The organism is Allobrachymonas sp. (genome assembly GCF_041912815.1).
Classification (GTDB): Bacteria; Pseudomonadota; Gammaproteobacteria; order Burkholderiales; family Burkholderiaceae_C; genus Brachymonas.
Window position 1 is genome coordinate 18,700 of sequence record NZ_JAYRLV010000006.1, and the last position, 13,074, is coordinate 31,773.

A 13,074-nucleotide genomic window follows, 5' to 3' on the forward strand; every position below is an offset into this window, starting at 1 on the left:
TGCGTCATCTGCCGGGATGGCGAGACAGGGCAAAGCCGTCCTTTTTGCAACACACTTGCATTTTCTGGCTACAATGGACCGGAAAAACAAGGGGGTGTGTGCGTGTCTGATGTGCCATCACCAACTGCACCCCCATTCTCTTGCCGAATCCTTTCCCATGAAATCCCTTCTTCTGGACAGCGTGGCATGGCGCCTCGCAGGCTTGGCGGTGCTGTTGCTCGTGATCTGGCTGGTGTATGGAGCGGTGGTATAGCCATGCCTCTCGTCCTGGACAATGTCACCGTCACCTATCGCAGCCTGCCTGCCGTGCATCACGTCTATGCCCGATTCGACGAAGGATGCTCCTGGGCCATTTATGGTCCCAATGGCGCGGGCAAGAGCACCCTGCTCAAGACCATCATGCGGCTGATGCCCTGCAGTACCGGAGAAGTGCGCTGGGAAGGCCTGCAGCGGCGCGATCTGGCTTACCTGCCTCAGCAATCCGAGATGGACCGCAGTCTGCCCATGACTGTCTTCGAGCTCACGGCACTGGGACTCTGGCATGAGCTGGGTCTCTTCGGCGGTCTGCGTTCCCGGCAGGCTGCACGGGTCATGCAGGCCCTGGAGCGGGTCGGCATGGCCGATTTTGCACACCGCCAGATTGCCGCACTGTCCACAGGACAGTTCCAGCGCGTGCTCTTTGCCCGCATGCTGGTGCAGGATGCCCGTTTCCTGCTGCTCGACGAGCCCTTCAACGCCATGGATGCGCATACCACGCAGGCCTTGCTGACGGTGTTGCAGGAATGCGTGCATGCAGGCAAGGGCGTGATCGCCGTGGTGCATGACCAGTCCCAGGCGCGACACTGCTTCCATCATGCGCTGCTGCTGGCGCGGGAAGTGATTGCCGAAGGTCTGAGCCACGACGTCTTCACCCCCGACAACGTGCAGCGCATGAACATGTTCCGGCAGGACGCCCCGGTCGTGGCCTGGTGCGACATCCCTCCTGATGCGTCGGCGCATGCGGGGCTTTCGGCACCCACGCATGTGCATCTCCATGCAGAGCCGGGGAATCTCGCCCCTTCTTCTGCGCCCCCCGCTTCGCCGCCGCACTGAAGAGGCCATGCATCCGCCATCGGCCCCGCAGGGAACTGCGCGGTGGCGGTCAGGTGTAAGCCCCCGTATTCCTGTGTCGCTTTCACGACCAGACCTCCGACTTTCAAGGTGCCGCATGCTGCACGATATCTTCATCTCCCCCTTTTCCGATTTTGACTTCATGCGCCGTGCCCTTGCGGCCGTTCTGTTTCTGGCGCTGAGTGCAGCGCCCATGGGGGTACTGCTGATGATGCGCCGCATGAGCCTCATGGGAGATGCCATCAGCCACGCGGTACTGCCCGGCGTGGCGCTTGGCTACATGGTGGCCGGATTCAATCTCATGGCCATGGGGCTGGGTGGTCTCCTGGTGGGACTGCTGGTGGCGCTGGCCGTAGGGTTGGCCAGCCGCTATTCGAGCCTCAAGGAAGATGCCAACTTCGCAGCGTTCTACCTGACCTGTCTGGCCTTGGGAGTGCTGCTGGTGAGTCGGCAGGGCAGTCAGGTCGATCTGCTGCACCTGCTGTTCGGCTCCGTGCTGGCCGTGGATCAGCCTGCCCTCACGCTCGTGGCCATCGTCGCCAGCATCACGCTGACCATGCTGGCCGTGATGTACCGGCCCCTCGTGGTGCAGATCGTCGATCCCGTCTTCCTGCAGTCGGTCGGGGGACGGGGCACGGTGTGGCACGTGGCCTTTCTCATGCTGGTGGTGCTCAATCTGGTGGCTGGATTCCAGGCTCTCGGCACCCTCATGGCTGTAGGGCTGATGATGCTGCCGGCCATCGCGGCACGCCTGTGGGTCAGCCGCATGGGGAGCATCATGCTGCTGTCCAGCGTGCTGGCAACGCTGTGCGGATATGGGGGGCTGCTGCTGTCCTACCACGTCGACATGCCATCGGGGCCCGCCATCATCCTGCTGTGCGGCATGGTGTATCTGTGCTCTCTGCTGTTCGGATTGCAGGGAGGCATGCTGGCACGCTGGCTGCAGGGGCGTCGCCATCGTGCACTGCTGCTGGGGGGAACAGTCGCATCATCCCGTCACTGAATGCAACGGGCCATGGTCATGTCGAGAAAACGACACTGCCCTGCCTGACTACCTGACTCGGAGGAGCCTCCAGAAGAGGGGCTCCTCCTTGAGGCAACTTCTTCACATCCTGCGTCCAGCCACCAGTCCCTGCAGCAGGGCACCCAGCAGGATGCCTCCGAGCGACCACAGCATCGAGACGTTGCCCGCTCCCAAGCCTGCAATGGCCGGACCGGGACAGACCCCACCCAGACCCCAGCCCACACCAAAAAGCGCCGATCCGATCAGCGTGTTGCGCGTCCAGTGGCTGCAGTAGGTATCCATTTCCCCGCCGCAGACAGGATGTTCGCAGGTGCGGCCCAGGCGAAATCCCACCATGGCGACCACCACAGCTCCTCCCATCACGAGCATCAGCCCCAGATCGTGAAAGGTCAGGAAGGACAGAATCACTTCGGGTCTGGTCATCGTCGAGAGTGCGAGACCAAAACCGAACAGCACGCCGCCCATCAGGGTGGCGAGGGCACGACTGCTCTTGAAATTCGAAGGCATGAGAATTCTCCAGATCGGCTGATTCAGCGGTTGAACAGATTGGCGGTGATCATGGCCGTGACCATGAAAGTCACTACGGCTGCCAGAGAAGCCGGTTGCAGCCAGGCCAGTCCGCAGATGCCGTGCCCCGATGTGCAGCCTCCGCCCAGACGGGCGCCATATCCGACAAACATGCCGCCCACGAGCAGTTTCCACCAGGGAATCTGGGTGCCCAGCGCCTGTCCGTCATGGAAGAACAGCATCCAGAGGAAGGCACCCACAATCAGGCCCAGCGCATACACCAGCCGCCAGACACGTGTCGAAGTGAATTTGGTCTGCTGAAAGAATGGCGTTTGCACAAGGTAGGACCATGTACTGCTGAACACCGAGCTCATTCCCCCGATGCGCCCGGTCAGGACGTAGAGAATCGCCACTCCCAGCCCCATGATCATGCCGCCCAGAAGATAGTGCAGCCATCCCTGCGGAAAGGGAGGAAGGTAGAAAGAAAAGCTATGCATGGTGAAAACGCGCTCCAGAAAAAACAATCTATTTTTTGGTGAATTCTAGGGCAGTCCTTCCATGTCTGCAGGCGTCAGCCCAGTTCCTGCTGGCTGACATGGGGTATCGGAGCGGACGTCCGCTTGCAAGCCCTTGCCGATCGGCCTGGTCACCGTCCATGGCAAGGAGGGTGGGGGTGGGAGAGGAAGAGGGGATGGAACAGGACTGGCAGGCGCACGGGTACGCGCTTCACGGCATCGATGCGGCCATGACCAAGCAGCCTGCGGGAAGCATGTGTGAGCATCCTGAGGCGTTGGTACCTGGGCCCGGTGGGACGGTGCACACAGAAACCCGCACAGCTCGAACTCTCTGTGTGCATGCAGGGAGCGAGCAAAAGGGTGGATCGACGGTCAGTAGCGTGGAACGTCGGGATACACGTCGGACACGGCTTCGATTCCGCCCGTGACATTGGCGATATGGCGGTATCCGATCTGGCTCAGGAAGCGGCTGACCTGCACGCTGCGCACACCGTGGTGGCACAGGCAGGCCAGGCATGCTCCCTCGCGCGGGAGGGCATTGAGCGCCCCGGGAATGCGTCCCATGGGCACATGCTGCAGCGTGATGCCGAGTGTCGCTGCCAGGGGCTCGATGTTGGAAGTCTGATATTCCCAGTCCTCACGCACATCCAGCACGATGGGCGTGAGTCCCTGAGTGTCACAGGCCTGGGTCCAGCTCGACAGATTACGGGGGTCTATTTCCTGCCACATGATGTGCGTGCTCAGAACGTGAAGGCAGGGGTATCGGACACACCTTCCAGGCGCGGGATGACCACATCCCAGGGCTGCGTCGTCTGGAACACCGTGTCGCTTTCACGGGTGACGACCGTGGCGCGCATCATCGGCTCATCGCCCACCACGGCAATCAGTCGACCACCCACGTTGAGCTGTTCGAGCAGGCTGTGCGGCACGTGCGATACCGATCCGCACAGCACGATGGCATCGAAGGTGCCTGCCTGGGCTGCCAGCGCAAAGCCATCGCCGGTTTTGAGATCCACGCGCTCGATGCCTGCGTGGCGCAGGTTCTGGCGGGCGAGATCCGCGAGTTCCGGATGAATCTCGAACGCCAGCACATGATGCGCGCAGTGGGCGAGCAGGGCGGTCATGTAGCCGGAACCGGCGCCGATCTGCAGCACCTTGTCCTGTCCGTGAGGCTGCACGTCCTGCACCAGGCGGGCCTGTACCCGCGGCTCCAGCATCATTTCCCCATAAGACAGGGGAATCTGAAGATCGGCAAAGGCCAGGTTGCGATAGGCAGGAGGACAGAAATCTTCACGCTTGACCCGTTGCAGGAGATCGAGAAGATGCGCATCCATCACACCCCACGGACGAATCTGCTGCTCGATCATGTTGAAGCGGGCTTGTTCGACGTTCATGTGTGCTCCGAAGGTGACTGTGTGACTGGTGGTCAAACCTTCATTTTACGCCACAGCACGCCCCCGTTGCATCCGGAGCGCCGGCCTGTGCCCCGGGCTGGGCCTGCGGATGCTCTATGAAAGACGCTATATCCTGGACGCAAGGGTGGACAATGGCGGATATGGCACCATTGATCCTACGGAAATAGCTGGTTTCCAGAGCAGTGAGAGAAGCCAGGGGTATTGGACCTTTCTGCATGTTGGTGCAGCAAGGTCCATGGCCAAAGTTTTCGACGATGAGGTTGACCATGGAGACAATGCACAGAGAGGTTCCGCACGCGACGGAGCATGCCAACGCAACCATCACGCTCGCAGGGGGGTGTTTCTGGTGCCTTGAAGCGGTTTTCCGCGAGGTTCGCGGTGTGGTGGATGTGGAATGCGGGTATTCCAATGGCACTCAGGAACAGGCAAGCTACGATGCAGTGTGCACGGGCCAGACTGGCTATGCGGAAGTCGTACGCATCGAGTTCGATCCTGCCATGGTCTCCCTGCAGCAGCTGCTCGATATCTTCTTTGCCTCCCATGACCCGACCAGCCTGAATGGCCAGGGAGCGGATATCGGCACGCAATATCGCAGCGCCATATTCTGCAGCAGTGACGCGCAGCAGCGACAGGTGATGCAGTGGCTGGACGAAGCTCGCCGGCACTATGCGCATCCCGTGAGAACCGAGGTGGCACGCTGTGAACGCTACCACCGGGCCGAGGAATACCATCAGCGCTATTTCGAGAATCACCCCTATCAGGGATATTGTGCGGTGGTCGTGGCGCCCAAGGTGGATGCATTCCGCCAGGCTTTTCCGGAGTGGCAGCGCACTGCGAGCTGACCGAAGGATTCATGGTTGCTGGAGGTGCCTTGGCCGCCTCCAGGCGGGTGCGGAGCATGCCGCCATTCCCAGTTCCCAGGCGCCCTTTCTGTGAAGGAGCGCCTGGAACAAGGGCCGTGTCAGGGGGCGAGACGTTCGCGCAGCCAGACACCATCCGCCTGCAGTCGATAAGAGAGCCGATCATGCAGGCGGCTCTTGCGTCCCTGCCAGAATTCCCAGCGGTCGGGTACCAGCCGGTACCCTCCCCAGTGCGGGGGGCGGGGAGGATGCAACATGAACTGGGCACCATAGCGGGCTGCATTGGCCACCAGCACTCCCCGGTTGGCAATCACCTGACTCTGGGGGCTTGCCCAGGCGCCAATGCGATGATCCAGGGGGCGGGTGGCGAAGTAGGCATCGCTTTCTTCCGCGCTCACTTTCTGCACCTTGCCTTCGATGCGAACGACCCGTTCGAGCTCGACCCAATGGAACTGCAGCGCCGCATAGGGATCTCCTGCGAGCTGCTGGCCCTTGCGGCTCTGGTAGTTGGTGTACCAGACGATGCCGTGTTCGTCATACCCCTTGATGAGCACCACACGGGTACTGGGCCGCATGTCGCTGCCTACCGTGGCCACCGTCATGGCATTGGGCTCGGGCAATTCGGCCGCGATGGCTTCCGTCAGCCATTGATCGAACTGCACCATGGGATCGGCCTGGGAGGCTTCTTCATTCAACTCTGCGCGTTCATAGCTTTTGCGCAGGTCGGCAATGTGGGGGTTGTGGGATTTCATGGCTTGGAAAATAAGGACGTTCAATGGTGGATTATGGCGCGCATGCCGCAACAGCGGAGTGTGGTTGCGGTATTGGGGGACAGGCCATGTTCGCAAGAGAAGGTTCACCCCGTACAATGACGCTTTCCTGAACGTGCCTCCCCCTTTTTTCTGTCCGGGATCGGCAGCATCTCTGTGCACAGGAAGTGCGACTGCAGGCGCGAGACGCCCGCAGCCGGTACAGGGCGCTGCGCTCCGACAAGGTTTCCAGGTTTCCCTCTTTTTTTAGCTATTGGAGTTTCTATGTCTTTGATGACTCAAGATGATGATATGGATCAGAAGCCGGTCGTATGGATCGTGCTCGGGGCCGTCATCCTGGCCGTGGTGGCCCTGGTTCTGGGTGTTGGCATGTCGCGCGCCGGAGTGTTCTCGCATGGCAAGAAAGCAGCCTCCGTGCAGGCCACTGCCAGTGCGGCAGCCAGCTCTCCGGTGGCACTGCGCAACGACGAGGCCGCTGTTCAGGTGGTGGATGGGGTTGTGCAGTTCTACTTTGCCGTTGGCAAGGCCGATCTGGCTCAGGGCGCACAGGCTGCACTGGCAGATGCCGTGGCTGCCGCCAAGTCCGGCAAGAAGCTGGTGGTGAGTGGCTATCACGACAGCACCGGCAGTGCCAAGCTCAACGAGGAACTGGCCAAGAAGCGCGCCTTCGCGGTGCGTGATGCCCTGCGTGCCCAGGGCGTGGCCGAGTCGTCCATCGAACTCAAGAAGCCGGCCTCCACGCCGCATACCCAGGGCAGCGATGCCCAGGCACGTCGCGTGGATGTGGCAGTGCAGCACTGATCTGACGCATGCGTCATGCATATCCGCCAGGCCCATGGCGGCGGATATGCCACCAGCGCCCCGCTCAAGCGGGGCGTTTTTGTTTTTGGGGTGACTTTTCTTTCGGCGCGTGAGAGAACATGGTTCTCAGTGCAGCTCGTCCGCCATGGAATGCAGCAAATCCACCTGCTCGGTCAGCGGCTGGGGCACCGGGAGTTCTCCGCGCAGCACTGCCAGGCTGTAGCGTGCGGCTGCCTCTGCCGTGGTTTCCTGCGGCAGATCGGGGAGGCTGGCCAGACTCCCACCCTGGGCCGGGCGCTGTGCTGCGAGCGTTCCGTGCAGGTAGCCATTGAGCTGCGGGAGCCGGCGGGGATCGGCCACCGGTTCGCCCTCTGTGCCGCGCAGCAGCAGCGCATGTCCCTGCATCAGTGCAATGGTGGCCGCCATGGACTCGGCGTATTCGGGATGGGTGTAGCTGCCGACCACAATGGTTCGTGCAGCAGCAGGAGTGCCTGCCAGAGGATTCATGAGCTTGACCAGACTGTGCGCGGAATTGCGCAGGCCTACGCTGTAGCGGACGCGCAGGATACGGGGCAGTCCAGGGCACAGCGCGCCGGTATCCACCCAGGCGGGAAGGGTGTCACCGCTCGCGTTCAGCCCCGCTGACATCGCGGCAAGTACCTCAGGTGCAGTGATGCGACGAGCTTCCGTGCGCATGCCGTGCAGCAGCACCTGGAGGCCGGCCCGCTGCAGCAGAACGGCCAGCAGGGGAGTGAGCAGGGGCAGCTTGCGGGCCCCGTTGTAGCTAGGGAGCACCACGGTGGTGGCACGCGCCGGGTCTGGATGCAGAGAAGCAGGTACTCTCAGGCGGGCATGCGTGGCATCGAGAAACCCGGCCATCTCTTCCGGGGTTTCGCTCTTGATCCGCATGGCGATGCAGAAGGCTCCCAGTTCCAGATCGCCAACCTGTCCGTCAAGAATCCATCCCCAGAGCTGGCGTGCCTGCTCGAAGGTCAGGTTGCGCATGCCGTCCTTGCCACGGCCGATTTCCTTGAGATAGGGGATGAGAGAAGCATTCATGCCCCGATTGTCTCCGAGATGGCGTCCGGACGGGCATGTGCCGGAAATGGGCGGACAACCTACTCCAGTTCCTGGGCAGGGAGATGGGGAGGTTCTGGCAAAGAAAAACGGGTTACAGATTGCTCTGTAACCCGTCTCTATATGGTCGGCGTGGCGGGATTCGAACTCGCGACCCCTTGCACCCCATGCAAGTGCGCTACCAGGCTGCGCTACACGCCGAAGACATGAATTATAGGGTAATTTCGGATGATTTTCGAGAGGGAAGAAAAAATTGTGGAGGTGTGCCGGTGGCAGGCCAAACACCAGGCATCAGGCATCAGGCAAGCAGATCGCGGATGGCCCGCAGCTCCTGCACGACCTGGGAGAGCGTCACGACATGTCCGGACAGCGGGGAACCGGCATGGTCGGCCAATGGGAAGACGGCGTGCACGGGCTGCGGGGCGGCAAAGGAGGCTGCCGGTGCGCAGTCCGAAGGCAGGGAGGATGGCTGCAGGGCAGCGTGATTGTCTTGTGGGGAGGCCGGGGTGGCAGAGGCTCCCCGACAGCCGTCGAGCTGGTGGCGTGCGCCATTGATGGTGAAGCCCTGCTCATACAGCAACGCCCTGATGCGTCGCACCATGAGCACTTCGTGATGCTGGTAATAGCGGCGGTTGCCGCGCCGCTTCATGGGACTGAGCTGGGTGAATTCCTGTTCCCAGTAGCGCAGCACATGGGGCTTGACGCCGCACAGTTCGGCTACTTCACCAATGGTGAAGTAGCGCTTGGCCGGAATGGGAGGAAGAGAGGGGGTGCTCATGGCGACGGACAGGTAGGGAACGGCCATTATGCGGCAAAAGATCCCCTGTCCGACATGGCCATGCAGCAAGGCAGCAGGTGCCAGAGAGGGTTCTGCCCATGCCACCGATGTCCCGATTGCCATGGGCGGTAGGGGGTGTCCGAGGAGCATTTCCGCCTTGGACGAGGCGGGGCAGGTGACGCGAGAGAGGGGCGGCCGGCTTATTCGTGGCCTTCGGCTGCATCGAGTGCTGACAGATCCTCACCCTGGACGACGGATTTCAGCTTGTGGCTGGCGTGGAAGGTGACGACCCGACGGGCATCGATCGAGATCAGTTCACCGGTGCGGGGGTTGCGGCCGGGCCGGGGCGACTTGGCGCGCAGCTGAAAATTGCCGAAGCCCGAGATCTTGACATCTCGCCCATCCACCAGTTCCTGCACCACCAGATTGAAGAAGGCATCTACCATGTCCTTGGCTTCGCGCTTGTTCAGGCCGATGTTGTCGAAGAGTTCCTCGGCCAGCTGGGCTTTGGTCAGGGTCGGGGTTTCGAGTGAATCGAGCGCGATGTCCATGGCAGGGGCAGTCGGGGAAGAGGAAGTGAGAAAATTGTAAGCGAGATGGGGCGGTGCCTGCGGCACCGTCCGCATCAGCTGCGCAGGCGAGCGCCCAGCTGCTTCGTCAGCTGGGACAGAACGGCTTGCCGGGTAGCTTCGATGGTGTCTTCGGTCAAGGGGGCCTGGTCGTCGAGCAGGCGCAGGCGAATGGCCACGCTTTTCTCGTCGCTCTGCAGCCAGTCGGCGGGCTGCCCCTTGGAAGGGCGGAACACGTCGAAAACGGTGGCTTCGCGCAGGAGACCCTGTGCCGGAGTGGCCATGACGGCCGCGAGCAGGGCATCATGGGTGACCGACTCCTTGACGATGACAGCGATGTCACGATCGACGGCCTGGTACTTGGAGATGGGCGCCGTACGCGGCAGGGGGCGCTGCACCACAGCTTCCCAGTCGAGCTCGAAGACGACCGGAGCGAGCGGAAGGGCATAGGCCTGGCGCCAGCGCGGATGCAGTTCGCCGATGTAGCCGATGGGCTTGCCCTCGACCATCACGCGTGCACAGCGTCCGGGATGGAGGGCCGGATGTTCGGCTGCCTCGAACGTGGCGCACACGGGCGACAGCAGGGCCTCCACATCGCCCTTCACGTCGAAGAAGTCCGCAGGAGTTTCCTTGAGTGCCCACTGCAGCATGTTCTCGGCTCCGTAGGCCATGCCCGCAACGCGCATGGGCTGATCGAATCCCGCGACGGTGGTGTCGCTTTCCACCACATCGGAATCACGCAGGAACACACGTCCCACCTCGAAGATGCGCACCCGCTGGGCCTTGCGGTCCAGGTTGAACTTGACGACGTTGAGCAGCGAGCCGATCAGCGAGGAGCGCATGACACCCATCTGGCTGGCGATGGGGTTGAGCAGGCGGATGGGATTGTCGTTGCCGGCCAGTTCCTGTTCCCAGCGTGCGTCCACGAAGCTGTAGTTGATCGTTTCCTGATAGCCCAGGGCTGCCAGCATGCGGCGTACGGCAAAGGGATTGCGTTCGCTTTCTGGCATGGCCTTGGGCAGGATGGGGGCCACGGGCGGCGTATGGGGCAGCTTGTCATAGCCTACAATGCGCACCACTTCCTCGATGAGGTCTTCTTCCCCCTGCAGGTCGAAACGGTAGCTTGGAGGGATGACCGTGATGACACCCGCCTGGGCCGTGGCGGGCAGGCCCAGTCCCTGCAGGGCGGACAGGCATTGTGCTTCGGTCACGGGCATGCCGATGACCTTGCTGGCACGGTCCACGCGGAGTGTGACCGGGCGTGCTTCGGGCACATGCGGGCGCTCGTCGCTGGCCGGACCTGCCTTGCCTCCGCAGATGTCGATGACCAGTGCCGTGATGCGGTCCAGGACTTCCCGTGTGCGCGAAGGGTCGACTCCGCGTTCGAATCGGTGCCCTGCATCGGTGGCAAAGTTGTAACGGCGCGAGCGGCCTGCGATTGCGCGAGGCCACCAGAAGGCGGCTTCCACATAGATGTTACGGGTGCTGTCGCTGACTGCCGTGGCGTCACCCCCCATGATGCCGGCGAGGGATTCGACGGCGCGGTCATCGGCAATGACGCCCACTTCACCGTCCAGGGTGACGGTGGTGCCGTTGAGCAGCTTGAGCGTTTCCCCTGCCTGAGCCCAGCGCACACGCAGCGTGTCGCCAGAGATCCGGTCGCGGTCGAAAATATGGGTGGGCTGTCCCTGCTCGAACATCACGTAGTTGGAAATGTCGACAAGTGGCGACACGCTGCGCTGTCCACAGCGGGCCAGGCGATCCACCATCCACGCAGGCGTCTGGACGTGCGGATCGACTCCGGTGATTACGCGGCCGCTGAAGCGTCCGCACAGATCGGTGGCCTGGATGTCCACATGCACTGCATCCGGGGATGCGACGGACACCTCGGCGGACGGCAGCGGCGCGAGCGGCGCTCCGGTAAGTGCGGACACTTCGCGAGCCACGCCATAGACACTCAGGGTGTGGGCCAGATTGGGCGTGAGCTTGAGGGTGAACAGGGTGTCGTCGAGATCCAGATAAGTGCGGATGCTGGTTCCCACAGGCGCATCGGGCGGCAGTTCCATGAGGCCGCCATGTTCCTCGGAGAGCTGCAGCTCCCGGGCCGAGCACAGCATGCCGAAGCTCTGCACGCCGCGCAGCTTGCCGACCTTGATGCGGAAGGGCTTGCCATCTTCTCCGGGGGGCAGCTCGGCTCCGACCAGGGCACAGGGCACACGGATGCCTGCACGGGCGTTGGGCGCGCCGCAGACGATCTGCAGCGGCTCGTCCTGTCCGACATTCACTCGGCACACGCGCAGACGGTCGGCATCGGGATGCTGTACGGCTTCCAGAATTTCACCGACCACGATGCCCGTGAACGGAGGCGCCACGGGACGGAGCTCTTCCACTTCCAGACCAGCCATGGTCAGGGTGTCGGCCAGCTCCTGGGTGGACAGGGAAGGGTTGCAGAACGTGCGGAGCCAGGATTCGGGAAATTGCATGATGGGTTCTCTGAGACCTGTCTTGGATGGGGCAGGTCGAAGGATGGGCAAGGGGAGGGGATGCGCTGCGCCGTCGGTGGAGCGCTAGGCTCAGCGAAACTGGCTCAGGAAGCGCACGTCGCCATCGAAGAAGAGGCGCAGATCGTTGACGCCATAGCGCAGCATGGTGAACCGGTCGAGCCCCATGCCGAAGGCAAAGCCGATGTACTGCTCGGGGTCGAGTCCCATGTTGCGGACCACGTTCGGATGCACCTGTCCGCTGCCGGCCACTTCCAGCCACTTGCCGGCCAGGGGGCCACTCTGGAACTGGATGTCGATTTCCGCACTGGGCTCGGTGAAGGGGAAGAAGCTGGGGCGGAAGCGCAGGACCAGATCATCGCTTTCGAAGAACGTGCGGCAGAACTCGGTGAAGATGAACTTCAGGTCCTTGAAGCTCACGTTTTCGCCAATCCACAACCCTTCGCACTGGTGAAACATCGGGGAGTGGGTGGCATCGCTGTCCACGCGATAGGTGCGTCCCGGAGCGATGACACGGATTTCCGGCATGCGCTGCCCCGCATCGAGCAGCGCCCGATGCCGCTTGACATGCTGCACCGCATGGCGAATCTGCATCGGACTGGTGTGGGTGCGCAGCAGATTGGGGGCATGGGCACTGCCGCCTTCCACGTAGAAGGTGTCGTGCATCGAGCGGGCAGGATGGTCCTCGGGCGTGTTGAGTGCCGTGAAATTGAACCAGTCGGCCTCGATCTCGGGGCCCCGCGCCACTTCGAATCCCATGGAACCGAAGATGGCCTCGATTCGTTCCGTAGTGAGTGTGACCGGATGCAGCCCTCCCAGTCCGCGCTGGCGGCCGGGAAGGGACACATCCAGACGTTCAGCCTGGAGATGTGCCTGCATCTCGGCATCGGCCAGGGCCTGGCGACGCTCCGTCAGGGCCGCCTCGATGGCCTGCTTGGCCTGGTTGATGGCGGCGCCACGGGTTTTCTTTTCCTCGACGGGGAGCTTGCCAAGCCCCTTCATGAGCTCCGTGATCTGGCCGGACTTGCCCAGGAAACGTGCCTTGGCATTCTCCAGATCGTTGGGGGTGCTGGCAGCGGCGAAATCCTGCCGGGCCTGGGTGACGATGGAATCCAGATCGTTCATGGCAAATACGGAAAAAAGACGG

The 13,074-nt window shown here is 62.4% G+C and carries 14 protein-coding genes and 1 tRNA gene; 4 read left to right on the top strand and 11 right to left on the bottom strand.

Annotation, left to right across the window (positions count from 1 at the left end):
• The first annotated feature begins 255 nt into the window (after positions 1 to 255).
• Together ACE3P9_RS06420 and ACE3P9_RS06425 are read left to right on the top strand one after the other, a co-directional pair.
• Positions 256 to 1,092 (top strand): metal ABC transporter ATP-binding protein, encoded by an 837-nt coding sequence (locus ACE3P9_RS06420; protein WP_374492602.1) that lies wholly within the window; start codon positions 256 to 258, stop codon positions 1,090 to 1,092.
• A gap of 115 nt (positions 1,093 to 1,207) precedes the next feature.
• Positions 1,208 to 2,113, top strand: a complete 906-nt coding sequence (locus ACE3P9_RS06425; RefSeq protein ID WP_374492603.1) for a metal ABC transporter permease — start codon at positions 1,208 to 1,210, stop codon at positions 2,111 to 2,113.
• A 102-nt stretch (positions 2,114 to 2,215) separates the two neighbouring features.
• Here ACE3P9_RS06425 and ACE3P9_RS06430 read toward each other — a convergent pair whose 3' ends face one another.
• The 4 genes from ACE3P9_RS06430 to ACE3P9_RS06445 all read right to left on the bottom strand — a co-directional run bounded on the left by ACE3P9_RS06430 (position 2,216) and on the right by ACE3P9_RS06445 (position 4,550).
• Positions 2,216 to 2,641: a DUF6691 family protein gene (locus ACE3P9_RS06430; protein WP_374492604.1), complete on the bottom strand. Its 426-nt coding sequence runs from the start codon at positions 2,639 to 2,641 to the stop codon at positions 2,216 to 2,218.
• A gap of 23 nt (positions 2,642 to 2,664) precedes the next feature.
• Complete coding sequence (locus ACE3P9_RS06435; RefSeq protein ID WP_374492605.1) at positions 2,665 to 3,138, bottom strand: YeeE/YedE family protein; 474 nt, start codon at positions 3,136 to 3,138, stop codon at positions 2,665 to 2,667.
• Between the two features lie 390 nt (positions 3,139 to 3,528).
• Entirely contained in the window at positions 3,529 to 3,885 is a 357-nt protein-coding gene (locus ACE3P9_RS06440) for a rhodanese-like domain-containing protein (protein WP_374492607.1), read from the bottom strand.
• A gap of 11 nt (positions 3,886 to 3,896) precedes the next feature.
• A complete protein-coding gene (locus tag ACE3P9_RS06445) occupies positions 3,897 to 4,550 on the bottom strand; it encodes a protein-L-isoaspartate O-methyltransferase (RefSeq protein WP_374492608.1) in 654 nt (217 codons plus the stop codon).
• Between the two features lie 287 nt (positions 4,551 to 4,837).
• Here ACE3P9_RS06445 and msrA point away from each other — a divergent pair, with 287 nt between their 5' ends.
• The gene (msrA, locus tag ACE3P9_RS06450; protein WP_374492610.1) at positions 4,838 to 5,413 is read left to right on the top strand and encodes a peptide-methionine (S)-S-oxide reductase MsrA; all 576 of its coding nucleotides are present in this window, start codon (positions 4,838 to 4,840) and stop codon (positions 5,411 to 5,413) included.
• Between the two features lie 119 nt (positions 5,414 to 5,532).
• On the opposite strand, the gene pdxH is transcribed toward msrA, so the two are convergent.
• The gene (gene pdxH, locus ACE3P9_RS06455; RefSeq protein ID WP_374492611.1) at positions 5,533 to 6,183 is read right to left on the bottom strand and encodes a pyridoxamine 5'-phosphate oxidase; all 651 of its coding nucleotides are present in this window, start codon (positions 6,181 to 6,183) and stop codon (positions 5,533 to 5,535) included.
• A gap of 309 nt (positions 6,184 to 6,492) precedes the next feature.
• On the opposite strand from pdxH, the gene ACE3P9_RS06460 reads away from it, so the two are divergent.
• On the top strand, positions 6,493 to 7,002 hold the full coding sequence (locus ACE3P9_RS06460) for an OmpA family protein (RefSeq protein WP_374492613.1): 510 nt from the start codon (positions 6,493 to 6,495) through the stop codon (positions 7,000 to 7,002).
• A gap of 126 nt (positions 7,003 to 7,128) precedes the next feature.
• Here ACE3P9_RS06460 and ybiB read toward each other — a convergent pair whose 3' ends face one another.
• The 6 genes from ybiB to pheS all read right to left on the bottom strand — a co-directional run bounded on the left by ybiB (position 7,129) and on the right by pheS (position 13,052).
• Entirely contained in the window at positions 7,129 to 8,061 is a 933-nt protein-coding gene (gene ybiB / locus ACE3P9_RS06465; protein WP_374492614.1) for a DNA-binding protein YbiB, read from the bottom strand.
• Positions 8,062 to 8,203: 142 nt separating this feature from the next.
• Positions 8,204 to 8,280, bottom strand: a tRNA-Pro gene (locus ACE3P9_RS06470).
• A 97-nt stretch (positions 8,281 to 8,377) separates the two neighbouring features.
• On the bottom strand, positions 8,378 to 8,857 hold the full coding sequence (locus tag ACE3P9_RS06475) for a MerR family transcriptional regulator (protein WP_374492616.1): 480 nt from the start codon (positions 8,855 to 8,857) through the stop codon (positions 8,378 to 8,380).
• A gap of 200 nt (positions 8,858 to 9,057) precedes the next feature.
• The gene (locus tag ACE3P9_RS06480; RefSeq protein ID WP_374492617.1) at positions 9,058 to 9,408 is read right to left on the bottom strand and encodes an integration host factor subunit alpha; all 351 of its coding nucleotides are present in this window, start codon (positions 9,406 to 9,408) and stop codon (positions 9,058 to 9,060) included.
• A 74-nt stretch (positions 9,409 to 9,482) separates the two neighbouring features.
• Positions 9,483 to 11,909 carry a phenylalanine--tRNA ligase subunit beta gene (gene pheT, locus ACE3P9_RS06485; RefSeq protein ID WP_374492619.1) on the bottom strand — a complete coding sequence of 809 codons (2,427 nt, stop codon included), beginning with the start codon at positions 11,907 to 11,909 and terminating at the stop codon, positions 9,483 to 9,485.
• Between the two features lie 90 nt (positions 11,910 to 11,999).
• Positions 12,000 to 13,052, bottom strand: a complete 1,053-nt coding sequence (pheS, locus tag ACE3P9_RS06490) for a phenylalanine--tRNA ligase subunit alpha (protein WP_374492621.1) — start codon at positions 13,050 to 13,052, stop codon at positions 12,000 to 12,002.
• Between the last annotated feature and the right edge of the window lie 22 nt (positions 13,053 to 13,074).

Bases quoted from the DNA above. Each gene is read 5' to 3' on its own strand.
- ACE3P9_RS06420 (WP_374492602.1), top strand. From the start codon at position 256: ATGCCTCTCGTCCTGGACAATGTCACCGTCACCTATCGCAGCCTGCCT.
- ACE3P9_RS06425 (WP_374492603.1), top strand. From the start codon at position 1,208: ATGCTGCACGATATCTTCATCTCCCCCTTTTCCGATTTTGACTTCATG.
- ACE3P9_RS06430 (WP_374492604.1), bottom strand. From the start codon at position 2,641: ATGCCTTCGAATTTCAAGAGCAGTCGTGCCCTCGCCACCCTGATGGGC.
- ACE3P9_RS06435 (WP_374492605.1), bottom strand. From the start codon at position 3,138: ATGCATAGCTTTTCTTTCTACCTTCCTCCCTTTCCGCAGGGATGGCTG.
- ACE3P9_RS06440 (WP_374492607.1), bottom strand. From the start codon at position 3,885: ATGTGGCAGGAAATAGACCCCCGTAATCTGTCGAGCTGGACCCAGGCC.
- ACE3P9_RS06445 (WP_374492608.1), bottom strand. From the start codon at position 4,550: ATGAACGTCGAACAAGCCCGCTTCAACATGATCGAGCAGCAGATTCGT.
- msrA (WP_374492610.1), top strand. From the start codon at position 4,838: ATGGAGACAATGCACAGAGAGGTTCCGCACGCGACGGAGCATGCCAAC.
- pdxH (WP_374492611.1), bottom strand. From the start codon at position 6,183: ATGAAATCCCACAACCCCCACATTGCCGACCTGCGCAAAAGCTATGAA.
- ACE3P9_RS06460 (WP_374492613.1), top strand. From the start codon at position 6,493: ATGGATCAGAAGCCGGTCGTATGGATCGTGCTCGGGGCCGTCATCCTG.
- ybiB (WP_374492614.1), bottom strand. From the start codon at position 8,061: ATGAATGCTTCTCTCATCCCCTATCTCAAGGAAATCGGCCGTGGCAAG.
- ACE3P9_RS06475 (WP_374492616.1), bottom strand. From the start codon at position 8,857: ATGAGCACCCCCTCTCTTCCTCCCATTCCGGCCAAGCGCTACTTCACC.
- ACE3P9_RS06480 (WP_374492617.1), bottom strand. From the start codon at position 9,408: ATGGACATCGCGCTCGATTCACTCGAAACCCCGACCCTGACCAAAGCC.
- pheT (WP_374492619.1), bottom strand. From the start codon at position 11,909: ATGCAATTTCCCGAATCCTGGCTCCGCACGTTCTGCAACCCTTCCCTG.
- pheS (WP_374492621.1), bottom strand. From the start codon at position 13,052: ATGAACGATCTGGATTCCATCGTCACCCAGGCCCGGCAGGATTTCGCC.